The following is a 20,487-nucleotide window of genomic DNA, read 5'->3' as shown; positions in this document are numbered from 1 at the left end:
CAGATTTGAACTTTGCAGGCGCGACTACGCTCATGGCTGGGCCCTCACCGGTGGCTCTCCGCCGATACCGGAATGAAACTCAACTGCTGGATGACCGGGACGCCATTGGAAGGCAAGCTGTGAGGAAACAGCAGGAAATGAAGCAGTGCAACCGTCAAGAAATGACGGCGACCCGCCGGAAGCAACCATGCAGGAAAGTGCTGCAGCCGCAACAGCTTTCCTGAAAACTCTCGCGCATGAAGGCAGGCTTATGATCCTTTGCCATCTGAGCGCCGGGGAGAAATCAGTCAGCGAACTTGAGAAGCTTTTGGAGCTGCGCCAAGCAGCGGTGAGCCAAATGCTGGCCCGGTTGCGGGAGGATGGGCTCGTGAAAGCCCGGCGCAATGGGAAATCCGTGTTCTATTCTCTGAACAACGGCAACACGGAAGAGATAATTGCCCTGTTGTACAAACAGTTCTGCAATGGCGAATAAGAGCCTCGCCCCTGTCTAGCTGACGCCCTGCAGGACAGCGGATTGGAGAACAGTTTTCATCATGAGGGCCTGGTTTGCACTACACCATTACTCCCGGCAGAGACTGTCCGCCTTTGACATTTCAACTACAAGGCAGCAGACGGGAATAGCCGCTCAGTTGGCTATACGTCTTCTACCTTTTCTGCTCTGACTTCCTGAGTCTGCACCCCAAGTCCTTCGATCTCCAGGCGCATCACATCGCCGTTTTTTAGATAAACCGGTTCAGGCTTGGCCCCCATTCCGACTCCCGGCGGGGTTCCAGTTGCAATCACATCACCGGGGTGCAGCGTCATCAGTTCGCTTAGATGTGAAATGATCTGCGCAACAGTGAACACCATTCGCCTGGTGCTGCCCGTCTGCCGCCGAATGCCATTCACATCACAAGTCAGCCAAAGGTTTTGCGGATCCGGAACCTCATCCCTGGTCACAAGCCAGGGTCCCGTCGGCCCGAAAGTGTCGCAGCTTTTGCCCTTTGTCCATTGCCCCGTCAGCTTGGTTTGAAAATCCCTTTCCGACACGTCGTTGATCACGCAATAGCCTGCAACATGGTCAAGCGCTTCAGCCTCGGTCACGTATTTCGCTTTGGTGCCGATTACCACGCCCAGCTCAACCTCCCAGTCAGTGGCCACAGAGCCGCGGGGCAGGATTACATCATCGTCCGGCCCGCTGATAGAAGACGTTGCCTTGAGGAACAGGATCGGATGTTCTGGAAGATCCATGTCCATTTCTTCGGCATGATCAGTGTAATTAAGGCCGATACCGAGAAACTTTCCAGGCTGTCCAACACAAGGAGCGAGGTCCGGCTTCCCCTCCACTAGAGGCAAAGTAACGGGGTCCAGGGCGGCCAACCGGGCCAGCGCGCTTTCGCTCAGAGCCTCTCCTGCAATATCCGGCACATGGGCGGACAAGTCCCGGATCGCACCCGAACTGTCCAACAGTCCCGGGAGCACCTCTGAGCCCAAGCGGTATCGAAGCAGTTTCATTTCACTTCCTCCCGTACGGTCACCGGATCAGTTGGATACATAACCAGCCACCACTTGCAGAAGCTTGAAGGCCGTCGAAGCGTCGTTTTCGACAACTGCCAGGAACTCCTCTTCGCCGATTCGCAAGCACCGCAAATCGCTGGATGCAACCATACTCAGTGCCCGCGGCTCCTGACGGATCAGCCCCAGTTCTCCGACCAGCCGGCCTGGCCCCACTTGCGCAATCAGCCGGTCTTCGCGCCCCTCCTGCGGAAGCAGAAGATCTGCCTCACCCGACAGGATCATATAGGCACCGTCTGAAGCCTCATCATCCTTGAGGAATACCACCTCACCTGCCTTGGCATCGTACCAGCGCGCACCAAAAGCCAAGAGGCGCAACTGCCGACGGTTCAGGCCTGAGAAAAGCTCTGTCTGTTCGAGAGCACGAAGCTTGCGCGCCAGATCCTGACTGGCTGCTCCGTCTTCAGCAACCTCCGCCTGAGCCTCATCACTGACCAGCCGGCCTTGGCGCAATTCAAAATAGACATCAAAGACGTCCGGGCTCTGAAACCCGGGGGCCAGATAGATCAGCGTCGTGTCAGGCAAAAGCTTGCGCAGATTCTTGTGCACTGCAACACGGGTTTCCAGATCATAGCTCGCCATCGCTGAGTCGAGGATCAGGATGTCGGGACGTTTGATCGTCGCACGGCAGAAGGCGAGCGGTTCTGCGAAACTGGCTGCCAGCCCTTGTCCGCCAACAGCAATGGGCATGTCGAATATCAGTTCCACCACCTGATCACGCAAACCTTCACGAACCATAAGGTCCGAAACCAGTTTGCGCACTTCGTCGCCCTTGGCGCCGGCGGCATCGGATATCTTGCCGAACAGCGCATTCTCCAAAACCGTGAAACTGGGTGTAATGGCGTTCTGCTGAAAGGATACAAAGCCTGTGCCCAAGGACTTCAGCAGCCCGTCTCCGTGACTGCGGCGGAAACCAAGGATACGTTCCTTCATATCATCTTCAAAAGCTGGTCCGATCTGCTCGGCTGAGATGGTGAAAGGCACGATCAGCAGCTGCGCCAGCTCTTCCCGGCTAAGCGAAGATGCTTCAGCAGAGCCGGACCGGTCGACCAGCGTCAGCGCGGTCTCATATGCAGTAACATCCAGGCCGAGCTTACGGAAAAGCGGATGGCCGGTTCCATCCACACCAAAGATCTGCCGCAGCATTTCAACAACGTCGCGGGTCAGCGCGACCAGGCTTTCATCGAGGCCCAATTGCTTCAGCTGGTCCAGAAAATCTCTTTGCTGATGCAGCGTCTCGCCGGTCAGTGGCTCGTGAGAGGCCGCGAACAGCAGGTTTTCAGCAACAGGCAGGGCCGGATTGTAGCTCTCTGGGTCCAGGAAATGCACATGCACATCCAATCCTGCATTTTCGATTGCTTCACGCACTGCCGGGCGCAAGCTAACCAGTTGCTCTGCCAGCTCCTTGTGCGCGGCTTCCTCGAAACGCTGTTCAATGCCGCGCCGGAACAGGGCCGTATCTGAGCCGATGCCCTCCACTACTTTCAGCCACCAGCCCCTCAGTTCTGCCTCGCTGGAAAACCCGGCCAGCTTGGGGTCCAACCATGGCGCGTCAAATGGATCCGGGCTGTTCCCCGCCTGAACAGCAATCTCCAGTTCGTGCAGGTTGTTCGGCTCGCCCTGCGGACGCATCCGCATCGGCATCATCACATTGTCGCCAAAAGACCCCTGAAACAGAACCGGCCGCGAGGTGGCATAGCCTATGCGAGCTGCGACCACGGCCTGATGCAACCCGCTCAAATCCTGCTTTGCCACAGTAACAATTCCTGAGGTCGGCAGAATTTCACGCGTCAGTAGCTCCGCCAGTGCCCTGCGGTCCTCTTCTGACGGCGCTGCGATTCCGATCACTTGCCCGGCCGGAAAAGTTGCACTCAGTTCCTCCAGCACCAGGTTGCCATCAGTGTCACGCACGGTGACGGAATCGAGCACCACATCTCCAGAAAGGTGCTGCAGCTCGTCCGGATCCCCTGTGAGCAGCGCTTCGTCCACCATCCCCTGCGGGGCAAAACGTTCCAGGATCACCTCCCAGCGCAGGCTCATGTCCTGGGTCTGGTTGTAATAGGCCAGAAGCTCCTTCCACGGGGAAGCGAGATCCTTATATGCGGCCAGCGCGGCAACCAGCGCCCCAAGCGAAACTTTGCCCTGCAGAACCAGGTAGCCGCCAACCGCGTAGAAGAAAAACGGGGTCAACTGTGTAATGAAGTTGTTGAGGAACTTCATAAAGAACTTTTTCTGGTAGATCTGGAAGCGGATGTCATAGAGACGCCCGAGCCTGGCCGTGATGATCGCCATCCGGTAACGCCAGCCGCCATTTATCCGCAGGGTCGAAGCTCCAGCCGCGCTTTCCCCGATTTCGGTAGCCAGCGACCGCACCTGTTTGATGCGTTTCTTGTTCAAGAGGTTGATCTGCCTCTGCAGCATCGGAATCAGCCAGCCTTGCAACGGGATCAATGCAATCGCCGCCATTCCGAACCAGAAGTTCTGCAAAAACAGAAAAAACAAGATGGTCAGCATCTGCCCGGCTTGCAGAACGGGCTGACTCACGGCGTCCCCCATCAGCCCGCCCATCGGCTCAGACTCTGATGTGACCATCGATACCAATTCCCCCTGGCTCACCCGTTCAAAGTAGGGCTGCGGAAAGCGCAGCACTCGGGCGATCAGCTGATAGCGGAAACGGCGCAGCATCCGCTCCGCCAGCACCCCTTTCATGGTGTTGATCCGCATCTTCAGCAGACCGTGGCACAGCACTGACACCAGAAAGGCACCGCAAAGAATCCAGAGGAAGGTCAGCTGATCAAAACTATGGCTCAGCACCGTGATGGTCGAGCTTTCAGCACCTATCGCGTCGTTGATGATCCGTTTCGGCAGCTCTAGCGTCAAGTAGAGCAGCGGAAACAGGCAAGCGGTCACGACAAGCAGCACCAGCTGGTCGCGTTTCGAGTATTTCCAGATGAAGCGGAACAGAGAGCGCTCGATGGGAAAGCTCCGTAATTGGCGGCATCATGCAAGGTTTTTCTATGGGTAGCGCGGTTTGGCCAGCGCAGGCAATGGGCAGAAACCGGCCAAATCCCGTTGCGGCACCCTGCAGTTGCAACATTTGCCAGACGGCAAAAAATCCGTAAGGTGCCAGCCAAGTGTACTTTCAGGAGACTTTTTGGTTTGCCGGAATATGTCGGATCCGTGCTGCTGCTTCTCTGCGCCTTGCAGGTCAAGCACCTGTTTGCCGATTTTTTCCTGCAGACTCCAAAAATGCTTTCTGGCCGCTGCGCTTACGTGCACACCGGGCGGGCGCAGCATGCAGGCGTTCATATCGCCGGTTCGGCAATCATTTTTCTGCTGTTTGGCGCTCCTTTGAACTTTATTCTCGTGCTCGCGGTTTTGGAGTGGCTGGTGCATTTCCACATCGATTTCGGCAAAGCCCGCTTTTCCGAGCGCAAAAATCTTAATCCACAGCAACCGATGTTCTGGCAGGCCATGGGATCGGACCAGGCGCTGCACCAGCTGACCTATATCGCCATGGCCTGGGCCTGGGTGAAGTACGCAGCAACCTGAAAAGCGGAACCTGAATAGGAAACTGCTCTCCCCAGGAGCGCTGCCGGGAAAGAAACCACCAAGAAATCACAGATTTGCACTCTGGCTCTTTTGCAAGAAGGGCCGTGTTAGAGGCGACCCGGTCAGGGCACCACAGGCATGTCCCGTTTTATTGTGCGCAGAACTACGTTGGTTTGCGCGCTGGCGACCGCAGGCAGACGGAACAGAAAGGTTTCAAGAAAGCGGTTGTAGACATCTAAGTCCGGAGCAAGCACCCGCAGATGGTAATCCGCCTGACCGGTTGTGGCATAGCACTCCTGCACCAGCGGGTTTGTTTCAACGGCGCGGATGAACTCCACCAGTTTATCCGGGTCATGACGGGTCAAATGGACATGCACGATTGCCTGGAAACCAAGCCCCATTGCTGGCGCATTTACCACCGCACCATAGCGTTCAATGATACCCGCCTCTTCAAGTGCCCTGACCCGGCGCCAAAGGGCAGACGGCGACATTCCAACAGCCTCTGCGAGATCAGCGTTGGAAATCCGGGAATCCTCCTGCAGCAGCGTCAGGATACGGCGGTCTCGGTCGTTGATATCCATTTTCCGGTCACTTTCCCCGCATCAGAGCTTAACGAGGGGTAACTTAACCACAAATCATCGCAAAACCAACAAATCGGGCAAATCTTTTCAAGCATTCGGGATTACTTTTCCGCAAACCACATTTCCGCGCAAGGATTCCGACGCCATGACGAAGCTGAGCCACGACTTTCGCAGCTACAAACTGGACGACCGGTACGACATGACCAAAGGCCGGGTGTTCCTGACCGGCACCCAGGCGCTGGCCCGGGTGATGCTGGACCAGGCCCGCCGCGACCAGAAGGCAGGCTTGAACACCGCGGGCTTTGTCTCCGGCTACCGCGGCTCCCCGCTGGGTGGCGTAGACCTGGAATTCTGGCGCGCCAAGGGGCGGATGCAAGACCACCGCATCAAGTTCATGCCCGCCGTGAATGAAGACTTGGGTGCTACCGCCGTTTTGGGCGCCCAGCAGGCCATTCTGGACCCTCATTGCGAGGTCGAGGGTGTTTTTTCCATGTGGTACGGCAAAGGCCCGGGAGTTGACCGCTCCGGTGATGCGCTGAAGCACGGCAACGCCTACGGGTCGTCGGCGAAAGGCGGAGTGCTGGTCGTCGCCGGTGATGACCACGGCTGCGTAAGCTCTTCCATGCCGCACCAGTCGGATGTGGCCTTTATGTCCTGGTTCATGCCGGTTCTGAACCCGGCGGATGTTTCAGAATACCTGACTTTCGGCGAATACGGCTTTGCCCTGTCCCGCTACTCAGGCACCTGGGTCGGCTTCAAAGCAGTGTCGGAAACCGTGGAGAGCGCGCGCTCGGTGGAGCTGCAGCCGGACCGTCAGTTCGTTTACCCGGAGCTGCCGGATTACCCCGGCGGGCTGCATATCCGCCGCGCCGACCTGCCCTCGCCCGAGATTGAAACCCGCATCCATGCCAAGCTGGACGCGGTGCGTGCCTTTGCCGAGGCAAACCCGATCGACAAGCGGATTTATGACATCAAGGACGCCCGTTTCGGCTTTGTCTCTACCGGCAAGGGCCATCTGGACCTGATGGAGGCCCTGCGCCTTCTGGGGCTGGACGAGGCCGGCTGCCGCCGTCTGGGTATCGACATCTACAAGGTCGGCATGGTCTGGCCACTGGACCGCACCGATGCGCTGAAGTTCGTGAAGGGCAAGCAGGAAGTTCTGGTTGTAGAAGAAAAGCGCGGCATCATCGAAAGCCAGTTCAAAGAAAACTTCTATGACTGGCCCGGCAGCAAGCCGGAGAAGATGGTCGGCAAATACGACAGCCAGGGCGAGCCGCTGATCCCGTGGACCGGTGAGCTGAGCCCGCTGCTGCTGGCGCCCATCGTGGCGGCGCGGCTGGACAAGTTTTTCCCGGAAGAAAACCTTCCGGCCAAGGCCGCTGCGCTGACGGCTGAACCGCCGAAAGTGCTGAACGTGCCCGGCGCCACCCGCACGCCTTACTTCTGCTCCGGCTGCCCGCACAACACGTCTACCAAGCTGCCGGAAGGCTCCAAGGCGTTTTCCGGCATCGGCTGCCATGTGATGGCCAGCTGGATGGACCGTGAAACCGCCGGCTATGCCCAGATGGGCGGTGAAGGCGTGCCGTGGACCGTTGCCTCGCAGTTCAATGGAAACAAGCATGTGTTTCAGAACCTCGGCGAAGGCACCTGGTATCACTCCGGTTCGCTGGCGATCCGCCAGGCGGTCGCGGCCGGCACCAACATCACCTACAAGATCCTGTATAACGACGCGGTGGCGATGACCGGCGGCCAGCCGGTGGACGGACCGGTTTCGGTGCATGGCATCGCCCAGACCTGCCGCGCCGAAGGCGTGCAGCGTATTGCCCTGGTCTCGGACAACAACGGCAAGTTCAGCCATGGGGATTTCCCAAGCGGCACCACCTTCCATGACCGCGCAGAACTGGACACGGTCCAGCGTGAACTGCGCGAGGTCCCCGGCGTCACCGTGCTGATCTACGAACAGACCTGCGCCACCGAAAAGCGCCGCCGCCGCAAGCGCGGCAAGATGGAGGACCCGAAACGCTTTGCCTTCATCAACGACCTGGTCTGTGAGGGTTGCGGCGATTGCTCGGTGGAATCCAACTGCCTGAGCGTGGAGCCGAAGGAAACGCCCTTTGGCCGCAAGCGCAAGATCAACCTCTCCACCTGCAACAAGGACTTCTCCTGCCTCAACGGCTTCTGCCCCAGCTTCGTCACCGTCGAGGGCGCAACCCGGCGCAAGAAGAAGCCTGCCGGGCTGGACGCCGCCAAACTGGCAGCCCAGCTGCCCGCCCCGGACCTTCCCTCCCTGGCAGAACCGTTTGACCTGCTCGTTACCGGAGTAGGCGGCACCGGCGTTGTCACCGTTGGGGCCCTGATCACCATGGCCGCGCATCTGGAGGGCAAGGGATCGAGCGTTCTGGACTTCACCGGTTTTGCCCAGAAGTTCGGCACTGTGCTGAGCTACATCAGGCTCTCTAAGTCTCCGGAGACACTGAACCAGGTGCGGATCGACCAGGGCGGCGCGGATGCGGTCATCGGCTGCGATGTCGTCGTGAGCTCGGCGCCCAAGGCCTCGGCTCATTACCGTGCAGGCACCCGGATAGTTCTGAACCGGGCCGAGATGCCCACAGGAGATCTGGTTCTGCGCCGCGATGCCGACCTGATGGCAGCGGTACGAGAACGCACCATCGCCGACGCTGTTGGTCCGGCCAACCTGTCCGGCTTCAATGCCAACGAGGCTGCCGAAACAATGCTGGGCGACGCGGTCCTCGCCAATGTCATGATGCTGGGCTTTGCCTGGCAAAAGGGGCTGGTGCCGGTCAGCGCCGGAGCATTGGACCAAGCGATCGAACTCAACGGCGTTGCGGTCGAAAAAAACCGGCTCGCCTTTGCCATCGGCCGCGCCATGGCAGCAGACCCGAAGCTGGTTGAAGACGTCTACAAGGAAACTCCTGACGAGGGCGAAACGCTGCAAGAGCTGGTTCAACGGCGCGCAACCTTCCTGACCGGATACCAGGATACCGAATATGCATCCCGGTATCAGGAAACGCTGGGACGGTTCCGCGACGCCCTGCCTGCTGAGGCACAGGAGCAGCTAACCGCTGCAGCCGCCCGGTCGCTGTTCAAGCTCATGGCCTACAAAGACGAATTCGAGGTTGCGCGGCTATTGACCAGTGAAAAATTCCGTCACCAGATCGAGGACGAATTCGAGGGAGATTTCACGGTCAAATACCACCTCGCTCCGCCGCTGCTGAGCCTAAAAAAGGATAGCCGCGGCCGGCCGCTGAAACGCTCATTCGGCCCTTGGCTGCGCCCGGCTCTGAACCTGCTGGTCAAGGCACGCCGCCTGCGCGGCACTGCCTTCAACGTCTTTGGCTACCATGAGGAAGCCCGCCTGCACCGCGATCTGCTGACATGGTACGAGGCCGCGCTCAGCAAGATTGCCCAGCGCTATACGCCTGGCACCCATGACGCCTGTATCGCAATTCTGCAAGCACCGATGGAAATCCGCGGTTACGGCCCGGTGCGCCTGGAAGCCGCCAGAAAAGTCCGACATGCAACGGATGAGGTGCTGCTCAGCCTTTAACAACCATCCATCACAAGCCGGCGCTGGGATATCAGATGTCCCAGTGCTGGCGCGTGAACTCGGTGAAGGCGTCGATCTCCTCAGCCAGCGGCTCGCGCCCGGTGAACACTTTCAGGTACTCGGGCGTCACTTCCAGCCGATGGGCATGGCTTTCGTTCGGGTCCGCCATGTCGTAGCCTAGCTGCATGTAATACAGCACCTTGGCGCGGGTCATAGCCTCTCGTTCGGGGTAGCCATAACGGGCAAACATTTCAGTCAGCGCCTCAACCCGGCGCCGGTCAGAGCGATCCAGCAGGCTGCGCACCTTGCCAGATCGGCGCGACCAGTCCCGCACTGCAAAGTCCAGCGCGGTGTTGAAAAGGTTGGGGTTGGTAATGCAATGGAAGACATTCAGCACGGCCCCCGTGATAGTCTTGGCCGAGGCCTCAGCCTGGCGCACCATGCCCGCTGTGTTCGTCTGCTCCCAGGTTTTCAGAAGCGCGTCCAGCAGATCCTGGCGCGACTTAAAGTACCAGTAGAACGACGACCTTGAAACCTGCATCCGCTCAGCCAGCGCCAGCACTTTGACCTGCTCAACCCCGTCAGAGATCAGCACGTCCATCGCCACGTTCAGCCAGTCGTTGCGGGTGACTTTGATGTTGCCGATCAAAGGCTCAGCCTCAGGGTCATCCCGGTGCAGAACAGGTTTTTGCGCCATGGGCGGCCTTTCAGGTAGATTGCTTTTGCGATAGTCTACGCCGGGCCTGCAGCCAGCGCCAACACAGCACTCAAGTCTGCGCCGAATTGCTGTCAGGTTTGAGTGGCCTTAGCGACACACCGTTCTGCTGGTCCGGTTTTCAGAAGTTTCCAGCCGCAGGCAGCGGCCTGCACGAGGTCATGATCAATCGTGACTGAACGCTGGCGCAGTACTCCAGCCCCTTTCAGACGGCTTGCATACTCGTTGCTCTGCAACCGCGGGCTCGCAACAGCCTCATAAGCTTTGCCAATTACCACTTTCAAATCCGGCATCTGGTCAAATGGGGTTTGACTAAAAGGCCTTCGGCGCGCGAAGGTGATGAAAAAAACAGGGGAAAACACAATCTCATGAGCGCCTTGAACCAGCTGGGCGGGCAATTCTGAATGCGCCCTCTGCTGTCCGTTGAAAACCTCAGCATCGGGTTTGGCAAAGGAGACTCCGTTGTCAAGGACGTCAGCTTTGCTGTCCAGCCCGGCGAAACACTTGCCTTGGTTGGGGAAAGCGGCTCGGGCAAGACGATTTCCTGCCGCGCAGTTCTGCGTATTCTGCCAAAGGTGGCGCAGCTGCGTTCCGGACGAATATTACTGGAGAGCCGGGGCAAGAAGCTTGATCTGGCCACGCTTGACGAACGCTTGATGCGCGACGTGCGCGGCAATACGGTCTCAATGATCTTTCAGGAGCCCATGCGGTCCCTGTCACCACTGCACCGGATCGGAAACCAAGTATCCGAAGTCCTGTGGCTGCACGGGCGCAAATCTGAACGCGAAGCACGTAACGTGGTTCTGGAGTGTTTTGAACGGGTCGGGTTTCCTGAGCCAGAGCGCACCTACCGCTCCTACCCGTTCGAGCTTTCGGGAGGAATGCGCCAGCGGGCGATGATTGCCATGGCAATGGTTGCCAAGCCCGACCTGCTGATTGCAGACGAGCCGACCACAGCACTGGATGTAACTACACAGGCGCAAGTGCTGGGGCTGATGAAGGATCTGCAGCGCGAAACCGGAATGGCGATGATCCTGGTCACCCACGATCTGGGCGTAGTTGCCAATATGGCTGAGCAAGTGGTGGTGATGCACAAAGGCAGGGTTATGGAATCCGGGCCTGCCGAACCGATGCTCCGCGCACCGGCACACCCCTACACCAAGGTATTGTTTGACGCTGCACCGGAAATTCCGAATGCAGAAGTTGTCGCAATTCCGCCTTCGCGCGATGACCTGATCCTGGAGATGAAAAACATCTCCAAAACCTATACCCTGCGGGCAGGCAAAGGCTGGCAGGCCCCGACACTGATCCATGCCTGCCGGGAAATCGACTTACGGGTGACCCGAGGTGAGACACTGGCAATTGTGGGGGAGAGCGGCTCAGGCAAGACAACAGCCGCCCGGATCGCACTAGGGGCGGAACCGCCCGATTCCGGCGGCGAGATTCTGTTCCGGCCAACCCCCGGCAGCCCCCCGGTTGCAGTGCATGACATGGACCGGGAAACGAGAACAGCTTTTCAGAGGCAGGCTCAAATGGTGTTTCAGGATCCGTACTCGTCCCTATCGCCCAGAATGCGCATTCAGGACACACTGATGGAACCGCTGGACATCCATCGTATCGGCACCCGTTCTGAACGGCGTGACAAGGCAGCGGAAATGCTGCGCCTCGTGGGTCTCTCCTCTGATATGCTGAAACGCTATCCTCACGCCTTTTCCGGCGGTCAGCGCCAGCGCCTGTCAATTGCGCGCGCTCTGATGCTGGACCCTGCTCTGATTGTCTGCGATGAACCGACTTCTGCACTCGACGTATCGGTCCAAGAACAGATCCTCCGGCTGCTTGAGGAAATCCGAGACAAGAACAATTTGTCGTATCTGTTCATCAGCCATGATCTGGCCGTGGTGGCACGGATTGCAGATGAAGTGGCGGTAATGCGGCGCGGTCTGATCGTCGAGCAGGCCCCGCCAGAGACACTGTTCTACAATCCGCAGCATCCCTATACCAAGGCGCTGATCGCTGCCCAGCCGGAGCCAGACATAGACCGGCCAATTGATCTGAAACTGGTGGCCCAGGGTGCGGGCGCCCCCGAGCACTGGCCTGAAGCGTTCAGGTTCAACGGTGCTGATGCTCCGCCTTTAGTGGGAATGAAACACCTGGAACCTGGCCACAAGGTGCGCTGCCATGCTTGATGCTTTGAAAGCTCTGCTAGCCGCTGCCTTCTGCCTTGCGCCTTTAAGTGCTCACGCAGACATCACGGTGCAGGAAAGCGGCTTCTGGAAGTCAGAAGTTAAGGCGGGATACCTCCCTCCCGTTGCCAAACGTCTGCCCGAGGTGCCGCTGGTGGTCGATCTGGCGGCCAAGGGCCGCGATTTTGGCATTCAGGGCGGCACTCTCAATACGATGGTCACCCGCTCCAAGGACATCCGGCAGATGGTGGTCTATGGATACGCGCGGCTGGCAGGCTATGATGAGAAGTATCAGTTAAAGCCGGACATTCTTCTGGGTTATGATAACGATGGCAACCGCCGCTACACGCTGAAACTGCGGCCCGGGCACCGCTGGTCCAACGGCGATTCCTTCACATCGGACGATTTCCGTTATTGGTGGGATGATGTCGCCAACAACGAACTGCTGAGCCCGGCCGGGCCGCCGGATTTTCTGCGGGTGATGGGTAAGCTGCCACGGGTCAGCTTCCCCGACGAAACCACCGTGATTTATGAGTGGGACGATCCCAATCCCAGTTTTCTGCACATGCTGGCGCAGGCGCGCCCGCCCTTTATCTACCGCCCGGCCAAGTACCTGAAACAGTTTCACGCGAATTACGCCGACCCTGAAATTCTGGAAGAAGAAGTCGACTATGCCCGCGTGAAAAGCTGGGCTGCCCTGCACAACAAGTACGACAATATGTACAAATTCGATAACCACGAGCTTCCAACTCTGCAGCCGTGGATCAACGCTTCTCCCGGCAAGAAGATCCGCCACCAGTTTGTACGCAACCCTTACTACCACCGGATCGACAGCCGGGGTGTCCAGCTACCATATATTGATACCGTAGAGATGGAGATCGTGACCGCAGGGCTGGTGGCTGCCAAATCAAATGCTGGGGAAGCCGATTTGCAGGCCCGCGGGCTGGATTTCCGCGACATTCCTATCCTGCGCAAAGGGGAAAAGGACAACTCCGGCTACAAAACCTATCTTTGGGGCAACGGTGCGGCCTCGCAAATTGCCATTTACCCGAACTTGAACACTCAGGACCCGGTGTGGCGGACAGTACTGCGTGATGTGCGGGTGCGGCGCGCTCTATCGCTGGCAATCAATCGGCGCGCTATCAACCGGGCACTTTATTTCAACCTTGCCAAACCCGGCGCGATGACCGTTTTGGAGCAAAGCGAGCTTTTTGATCCCGCGTTCAGAAATGCATGGGCACAGTTTGATCCGGAACACGCCAGCAACTTGCTGGACGAAGCCGGGCTAACTGAAAAAGACGGCTATGGCATCCGCTATTTGCCTGACGGGCGCCTAATGGAACTGATCGTGGAAACCGCCGGCGAACGGCAGGAAGTGGAAAACGCCCTGCAGATCATCGCAGATGACTGGCGTGATGTCGGCGTCAAACTAATTATGCGGCCTCTGGACCGCGATATACTCAGGAACCGCGTGTTCTCAGGAAGGTCGATGGCCTCCGCCTGGTTCGGCTGGGACAACGGTCTGCCTCAGTCCTATACATCCCCCGTTTACTTGGCACCGACTGATCAGGTCTTTCTGTCCTGGCCTAAGTGGGGTCAGTACTACCAGACAGGCGGCAATTCAGGCGAACCGCCTGACATGGCGCCAGCCCGGCAGCTTCTCTCCCTCTTGCAGGACTGGGACATGGCCACGACCAAGGCCGAACGCATGGCTGCATGGCACGCCATGCTAAAAATCCACGCAGAACAAGTATATGCCATCGGCGTGGTTGCCGCTGCTCCGCAACCCGTCGTCGTCAGCAACCGGCTGCGCAATGTGCCAGAAAAAGCAATCTGGGCTTGGGATCCCGGAGCACATTTCGGCGTCTACCGGCCGGATGAGTTCTTCTTCCAGGGTGGCCTTGACTGATGGAAATACTGCGATACGCCATCTACCGTTTTGGCACCATGCTGATGACCCTGCTGGTGGTGTCGGTGCTGATCTTCGTCATCATCAACTTGCCACCCGGCGACTACCTGTCGAACCAAATTGCCGAACTGCAGGCAACCGGACAGTCCGCGGGGGTGGCCAAGGCAGAATTTCTGCGCAAGGAATACGCACTCGATAAGCCGCTTTGGCAGCAATACATGATCTGGATGGGTTTCATGCCGGGGCCGCACGGGTTTTCCGGCATGGTCCAAGGCAATTTCGGCTGGTCGTTTGAGTTTGACAGCCCGGTGGCCGATATTGTCGGCGACAGCCTGTGGCTGACGGTGCTCGTGAACTTGGCCGCCGTGATTTTTGTCTATGCCGTCGCCCTGCCCTTGGGCGTTCTGGCGGCGGCCCGCGCGCGCACCTGGGTCGACTACACCACCGCTTTTGTAGGCTATCTGGGGCTTGCCACACCGAACTTCCTGCTGGCGCTGATCCTGTTCTACTACGGCCACCGGTGGTTTGACCTGCCGATCGGGGGGCTTATGGCGCCTGAATTCGAAGGTATGCCGATGAATTGGGACAAGGTAAAATCCATCCTGGTGCACCTCATTGTTCCAACCTTTGTGATCGGTACAGCCGGCGCCTCGGCGATGATGCAGCGGCTGCGGGCCAACATGCTGGATGAACTGGGCAAACCCTATGTGGAAACCGCCATCGCCAAGGGCATGGCGCCGTCCCGCATGCTGACAAAATACCCGCTGCGGGTGGCCTTCAACCCCTTTGTTGCAGATATCGGCAACCTGCTGCCCTCGATGATTTCCGGCTCTGTCCTTGTGTCGGTGGTGCTGGGCCTGCAAACCATCGGCCCGACCCTGCTGACAGCGCTCAAGACACAAGACATGTTCCTCTCGGGGTTCGTACTCATGTTCGTTGCCCTTCTCACCCTGATCGGTACCATGATTTCGGATGTGCTGCTGGTGCTGCTTGACCCCAGAATCCGCTACGAGGGGCGTGACGCATGACCCATCTGCCCGACGGACGCTATGTCGACGATGAACCATTTGATCCGCAGGCCTCGCTGCTGGAACTGGAGCGGAAGGATCTGGATGCCCCAAACTGGCTACTGGTCTGGCGTAAGTTCAAGACGCACAGGCTGGGCCTCATCTCGGGTATTTTTCTGCTGATTGCCTACGGGCTGATCCCGTTTGCCGGTTTTATTGCCCCTTACGGCCCGAACCAGCGGTTTTCCGAGCACCTCTACTCGCCCCCGCAGTCAATCAAGCTGTTTCACGAAGGCGAGTTTGTCGGCCCCTTCGTCTACCCGATGACCTCCGAAGCCAACCTGGAGACCTTCCAGTGGGAGTTCAAACCGGACACCTCGCGGCCGTTAAAGCTCAAGTTTTTCTGCGAAGGCAGCACCTACAACCTCGCGGGTTTCATAGAGAGCAACAGGCATCTGTTTTGCGCCAGCGAAGAGGCCACGATCTTCATTATGGGCTCCGACCGTCTGGGCCGCGACATATTCAGCCGCGTGTCCTATGGCGCACAGCTATCACTGACGGTTGGCCTGATCGGAATCACGGTCTCCTTTGTACTTGGCATTTTCTTCGGCAGTGTCGCTGGTTATTTCGGCGGCCGCGTGGACTGGACAATAAACCGGGTGATCGAGATCTTGAGATCACTACCGGAACTGCCTTTGTGGCTCGCCCTGTCTGCCGCGGTGCCTTCAAACTGGTCGCCTGTTGCTGTGTTCTTCATTATCTCAATCATTCTTGGCATTCTTGACTGGCCCGGACTAGCCCGCTCCGTGCGCGCCAAGTTCCTGTCCCTGCGGGAGGAGGAATATGTTCGTGCTGCAGAAATGATGGGGGCCTCCTCCGGGCGGGTGATCCGCAAGCACCTTCTACCGAATTTCATGTCGCACCTGATCGCATCAGCCACCCTGTCGATCCCTGCGATGATCCTTGGTGAAACTGCGTTGTCATTTCTCGGCCTTGGTCTGCGCGCTCCGGCGGTCAGTTGGGGAGTGATGTTGAATGATGCGCAGAACCTCACGTCTGTTGAAATCTATCCTTGGCTCGCAATACCTATGCTGCCGATTGTCATCGTCGTGCTTGCATTTAACTTCCTTGGTGACGGATTGCGGGACAGCCTGGACCCGTATCAGCAATGACCCTCCTCAGCAGCCTGCCCGCCGCAGGCCAATATCAGGTGACCGGAAACGGCCATTTGCTCAGCGCTTTCGCGGTCACCGAATTGGCTGTCGCTTCGATCGGCACAGTGGGTCTCGAACTGGCAAGGCTGATAGACGTGATGAACCTGACCGCTTCTGCGCCAGAAGTTACTGTGGATCAGCGGCTTGCTTCACTCTGGTTCGGTTACAGCTTCCGGCCTAAGGGCTGGGAGCTCCCGAACCTTTGGGATGACATAGCAGGCGTTTACAAAGCCAAGGACGGCTGGATTCGCCTGCACACCAACCTGCCGCATCACCGCAAGGCTGCGCTGCAAGTGCTCGATTGCTCCGGAACAGGGGAAGCTGTAGCTGATGCGGTAAAACACTGGCAGGCCGACGCGCTTGAAAGCGAAACCGTGGCGGCCGGCGGCGTAGCTGCCGCCATGCGCTGCCGTGCCGACTGGCTGGCGCACCCTCAAGGCCGTGCAGTGGCCTCGGAACCGCTGATCTTCTGGTCAGCTCGGGAACCGGTCGAGTTGCGGGACCGGCCGGAAGCAACGGCAGCACGCCCTCTCGCTGGATTACGGGTGCTGGACTTGACTCGTGTTCTTGCAGGCCCGGTCTCGACCCGCACCCTTGCGGGGTTCGGGGCTGATGTACTGCGCATCGACCCGCCTGGATGGGATGAGCCGGGAGTAATCACAGACATCTCACTGGGCAAGCGCATGGCTGCGCTCGACCTGACTGAAGATAGCGACAGGCAGGTTTTTGAAACCTTGCTAAGCGAGGCCGATGTACTGGTGCACGGCTACCGGCCAGGCGCCTTGGATGGGCTGGGGTATGGCGCACAGACCCGTCGGCAGCTTGCGCCAAACACCGTCGAGGTGCAATTGGACGCTTATGGCTGGACTGGCCCCTGGGCGACACGGCGCGGCTTCGACAGCTTGGTTCAAATGAGCGCGGGAATTGCTGATGCGGGCCGGAACTGGGCTGGAACGGAGAACCCGCACCCTCTCCCTGTGCAAGCGCTCGATCATGCAACTGGATACCTGATGGCCGCCGCAGTCCTTTCGGCACTCACCACAGCAGCACAAGGTGAGGCAGTTCCACAGGCCCGCCTATCGCTGGCGCGCACGGCGGAGTTGCTGGCCGGGATGGAAAAATCTGCCGAAGGTCCGGAAATCATCGGACCAATTGATTGCGACTACGCACCGGATGTTGAAGCAAGCAGCTGGGGGCCTGGCCGCCGGCTTGCCGCACCGCTCAACATGAGCGGCACTGCTATGCGCTGGGAAATGGCAGCAACCCGCTGCGGCAGTGCTCCCCCTGCCTGGGCTGAAAAACCGCGCAAAAGAAGCTGAACTTGGCTATGAGGCGCACGATGCAGAGGGGTTCCCGAAATAGAAGGCGCACACAGGCTTCACAGGTTCGTCCACCCAATCCTTTTCCACGCTTTTCACACACGAAAGCGCAACCTTGCACCCGCTCGCAAGCCGAACGTGCCATCTGTACAGCAGGTGACCATGCAGCTGCCAGTTGGGAGATAGTCAACGGTCATCCCCACCAGGGCCGCCCATATCCTCAAGCAGGTCTTCATCAATCGCAGCCTGAACCGCCCCCAGAGCGGCCTCCTTCTGTTTTGGTGTCACCTCATCCGCCTGATCCGGGGCAAGGCGTACCGTCACTTCGCGATGCGCAAACTTGACGCCTTCGATTGCAAACAGCTCACGGATCTCTTGGTATACCCGCTTGCGCACGATCCACTGGTCACCCGGCTTGGTCATGAACTTTACCCGGATGATCATTGCGGAGTCCTGCATTTCGATCACCCCTTGCGACTTCAACGGCTGGATAAACGTATGACCAACAACAGGATCATCCATCAGTCTTTGTCCCAGCTTCTTGATGAGCTTCCTGACTTTTTCCACATCAGTGTCATAGGTTACCCGCAGGGGCAGCTTCATCATCACCCAATCCCGGGAGTAGTTGGTCAGAACCTTGATCTCCCCAAAAGGAATGGTGTGCAGTGCTCCCAGATGATGGCGCAATTGGAAAGAACGGACAGAGATCTTTTCGACAGTGCCCTTCACATCTCCGATGTCGATGTATTCGCCTTTGCGGAAAGCATCATCAATCAGGAAGAACGCCCCGGAGAAAATGTCCCGCACAAGCGTCTGCGAGCCAAAACCCACTGCCAAACCTACGACGCCAGCTCCGGCGAACAGCGGGCTGACATTGATTCCAAGCTCCAGCAGCAAGATCAGGACAATTGACACCAAAACCACTGCCAAAATTGCGCCGCGGAACAGGGGCAGCAGAGTCGCCAGGCGGCTGGCGCCGCCAGCTCCACCTTCATCGCCCAGCTCCGACTCTGAAACGTCACCCACTTCCTCATCAATCTTGCTGTCGATCCAAATCCGGAAAAGGTGGTAGACGATGTAACCGATAAACAGGATGACAGTCACATCCACCACACGTTCGGCAGCAGTGGTCCTGAGCCAGCTGGCGTCCGGGTTCCAGACAATTACCAGCGAATAAGCCCCGACGACAAAGGCGAGGATGCCTGCCACTCTGCGAGCGAGGTCCTCGTAAGTGGCGATCGGATGTCTTGGCTTCAGCGGAACTTCTGCTTCATCGTCCCATTCCGCCGCCGTACCGTCCGCCTGCGCATTTTCGCTCTCAGAAGGAACTCCCCTTGCGTCCTGCGCGGCACTTTCCTCAGCTGCGGGCGCAGAAACAACTCTCCGGCGGAAATACCTTTCAATGACATAGTTGATTGCCCCGTAGACCACTAGGATCGTCGTCAGAACGAAATAACTTCCAGCCATCAGCGGTATTGAGACTTCATGCTCAAGAACGAGGTCAAACGCCAGTTTTAGCCAGCCAAAGACCATGTAGATCATCAGTACAGGAGCCCAGGCAAATGCCAGAACCCGCACCAGCCATGAGCACTCCTCCGGCAGGCGGCCAGCGCGGATAGCATTGGAAATGGCCCGGCCGTTTACCAGCACCATCAGAAGATTGCCCAGCGTCGCCACCAATGCCAGGACGCCGTAGACCAGCGCATAAACGTTATAGTTGAGACCGAAGTCTCCAACCCAGGTTGCAAACAGTGTTGAAGAAACATCGTAGGTTGCCAGCAAAGAGGCCCAAATATAAAGCCGCTTGGCATCCCGGTCGGAAAACACCGGGATACGGTATTGCGCCAGAAATGGCGACAAAACCATCCGCCACAGATCCGACACGGTGCGAGCCAGGAAATAAGCTGTGTAGATTGCAGTAACGGTAAACTCGATGGACGGATCACCGGATGAGCCAAAAATCAGATACGAGGTCAGCGCAGCAAAAATCATCGCAAAAACTGTGGCCCCAATTCCTGTGAGAAAACGGAACACCAGAAACGGCATTTTCTCCTGATACCCTTCCGGGGTCTTTCGGATCCGCGAGACCACAAACCTCTTTGCAAACCGCTTGCCGTAGATCTCCACTGATAGCCAGCGTCCGATCAGAAGGAACAGCACACTCCAGCCCAGCACCTCTACATAGGTCATGATGCGCCCGTCCGGGCTGGTTTGGCGCAAGATGTACTGCATTTCGAAGACTGAATACGGCAGTGCTTCCAGCCTGCTGTTCAATTCTGCCCGAAACGCTGCAACTCTGGACTGCGCCTTCATCAAAGCCGACGGCTGTTCCATCGCTCCCGGCGCAGAATGATCCGCTGGCGGCCCGTCCTCCGGCGGCACATTCAGCAACCGTCCGCTGCTGTCAACGACCAGAACATTGACGCCGCTTTCGGCCGCTTGCTCAATCGCCCGGGACAGTGCCTCTGCACTTCCAGCGTCACTTTCCTGCGCGCTGGCGTGAGCTGTCAGCCCGATCCCCAGCAACAGACAGAGCAGGGCCCGAAAGATATATTGCTGCATGACCCGCTATCCTTCTGGAAACTTAAGCCAAATTAACCATCTCCCGAAGCGTTGCGCAAATGGCGCGCGCGCAAATCACCGTGCGCTTTGCAACAATGCCGCACGATTGCATGCTCCGCAGCTCCGGGCTATACAAATTCAGATATCTGCCCATGGGCAGAAAGCCGCAACGCCGCGGCCCCAGATAAGCCTTTCCGGGACTCGACGCGGCTAAAGCAAATACTGACCGCGCTCTTGCCGCAAATGGGCACCGAAGGCGCAAACTGAGGCGGAAGATGGCCGAGCACAAGAGCACGCGCCCTGACACAAGCGGCCGCATGGGC

The 20,487-nt window shown here is 58.3% G+C and carries 14 protein-coding genes; 8 read left to right on the top strand and 6 right to left on the bottom strand.

The window, feature by feature from the left end:
- The first annotated feature begins 187 nt into the window (after positions 1–187).
- Positions 188–472, top strand: coding sequence for a helix-turn-helix transcriptional regulator (locus K3725_RS03600; RefSeq protein ID WP_260017496.1), 285 nt, complete (start codon positions 188–190; stop codon positions 470–472).
- A gap of 161 nt (positions 473–633) precedes the next feature.
- Here K3725_RS03600 and K3725_RS03595 read toward each other — a convergent pair whose 3' ends face one another.
- Both K3725_RS03595 and K3725_RS03590 read right to left on the bottom strand, forming a co-directional pair.
- Complete coding sequence (locus K3725_RS03595) at positions 634–1,494, bottom strand: fumarylacetoacetate hydrolase family protein (RefSeq protein ID WP_260017495.1); 861 nt, start codon at positions 1,492–1,494, stop codon at positions 634–636.
- A 27-nt stretch (positions 1,495–1,521) separates the two neighbouring features.
- The gene (locus K3725_RS03590; protein WP_260018561.1) at positions 1,522–4,479 is read right to left on the bottom strand and encodes an ABC transporter transmembrane domain-containing protein; all 2,958 of its coding nucleotides are present in this window, start codon (positions 4,477–4,479) and stop codon (positions 1,522–1,524) included.
- Positions 4,480–4,713: 234 nt separating this feature from the next.
- Here K3725_RS03590 and K3725_RS03585 point away from each other — a divergent pair, with 234 nt between their 5' ends.
- Positions 4,714–5,106 carry a DUF3307 domain-containing protein gene (locus tag K3725_RS03585; RefSeq protein ID WP_260017494.1) on the top strand — a complete coding sequence of 131 codons (393 nt, stop codon included), beginning with the start codon at positions 4,714–4,716 and terminating at the stop codon, positions 5,104–5,106.
- A gap of 122 nt (positions 5,107–5,228) precedes the next feature.
- Here K3725_RS03585 and K3725_RS03580 read toward each other — a convergent pair whose 3' ends face one another.
- On the bottom strand, positions 5,229–5,687 hold the full coding sequence (locus K3725_RS03580) for an Lrp/AsnC family transcriptional regulator (protein ID WP_260017493.1): 459 nt from the start codon (positions 5,685–5,687) through the stop codon (positions 5,229–5,231).
- 145 nt (positions 5,688–5,832) lie between these two features.
- On the opposite strand from K3725_RS03580, the gene K3725_RS03575 reads away from it, so the two are divergent.
- Entirely contained in the window at positions 5,833–9,255 is a 3,423-nt protein-coding gene (locus K3725_RS03575) for an indolepyruvate ferredoxin oxidoreductase family protein (RefSeq protein ID WP_260017492.1), read from the top strand.
- Between the two features lie 31 nt (positions 9,256–9,286).
- Here the strand turns inward: K3725_RS03575 and K3725_RS03570 are convergent, their stop codons facing one another.
- Positions 9,287–9,952 carry a TetR/AcrR family transcriptional regulator gene (locus K3725_RS03570; protein WP_260017491.1) on the bottom strand — a complete coding sequence of 222 codons (666 nt, stop codon included), beginning with the start codon at positions 9,950–9,952 and terminating at the stop codon, positions 9,287–9,289.
- Between the two features lie 92 nt (positions 9,953–10,044).
- Complete coding sequence (locus K3725_RS03565; protein ID WP_260017490.1) at positions 10,045–10,368, bottom strand: hypothetical protein; 324 nt, start codon at positions 10,366–10,368, stop codon at positions 10,045–10,047.
- 6 nt (positions 10,369–10,374) lie between these two features.
- Here K3725_RS03565 and K3725_RS03560 point away from each other — a divergent pair, with 6 nt between their 5' ends.
- From K3725_RS03560 to K3725_RS03540, 5 genes are read left to right on the top strand one after another with little or no spacing between them, the layout of a single operon-like run.
- Positions 10,375–12,156, top strand: coding sequence for an ABC transporter ATP-binding protein (locus tag K3725_RS03560; RefSeq protein WP_260017489.1), 1,782 nt, complete (start codon positions 10,375–10,377; stop codon positions 12,154–12,156).
- The gene (locus tag K3725_RS03555; RefSeq protein WP_260017488.1) at positions 12,149–14,062 is read left to right on the top strand and encodes an ABC transporter substrate-binding protein; all 1,914 of its coding nucleotides are present in this window, start codon (positions 12,149–12,151) and stop codon (positions 14,060–14,062) included. The genes K3725_RS03560 and K3725_RS03555 overlap by 8 nt, the downstream gene beginning before the upstream one ends.
- Positions 14,062–15,090 (top strand): ABC transporter permease, encoded by a 1,029-nt coding sequence (locus K3725_RS03550; protein WP_260017487.1) that lies wholly within the window; start codon positions 14,062–14,064, stop codon positions 15,088–15,090. The genes K3725_RS03555 and K3725_RS03550 overlap by 1 nt, the downstream gene beginning before the upstream one ends.
- Complete coding sequence (locus K3725_RS03545) at positions 15,087–16,241, top strand: ABC transporter permease (RefSeq protein WP_260017486.1); 1,155 nt, start codon at positions 15,087–15,089, stop codon at positions 16,239–16,241. The genes K3725_RS03550 and K3725_RS03545 overlap by 4 nt, the downstream gene beginning before the upstream one ends.
- The gene (locus tag K3725_RS03540) at positions 16,238–17,602 is read left to right on the top strand and encodes a CoA transferase (protein WP_260017485.1); all 1,365 of its coding nucleotides are present in this window, start codon (positions 16,238–16,240) and stop codon (positions 17,600–17,602) included. Before K3725_RS03545 ends, K3725_RS03540 begins: the two co-directional genes overlap by 4 nt.
- Before the next feature lie 186 nt (positions 17,603–17,788).
- Here the strand turns inward: K3725_RS03540 and K3725_RS03535 are convergent, their stop codons facing one another.
- On the bottom strand, positions 17,789–20,164 hold the full coding sequence (locus tag K3725_RS03535) for a mechanosensitive ion channel family protein (protein WP_260017484.1): 2,376 nt from the start codon (positions 20,162–20,164) through the stop codon (positions 17,789–17,791).
- Positions 20,165–20,487: the final 323 nt, after the last annotated feature.

This window comes from Leisingera sp. S132, assembly GCF_025144465.1.
GTDB lineage: Bacteria > Pseudomonadota > Alphaproteobacteria > Rhodobacterales > Rhodobacteraceae > Leisingera.
This window is presented reverse-complemented; position numbering and strand designations above follow the sequence as displayed.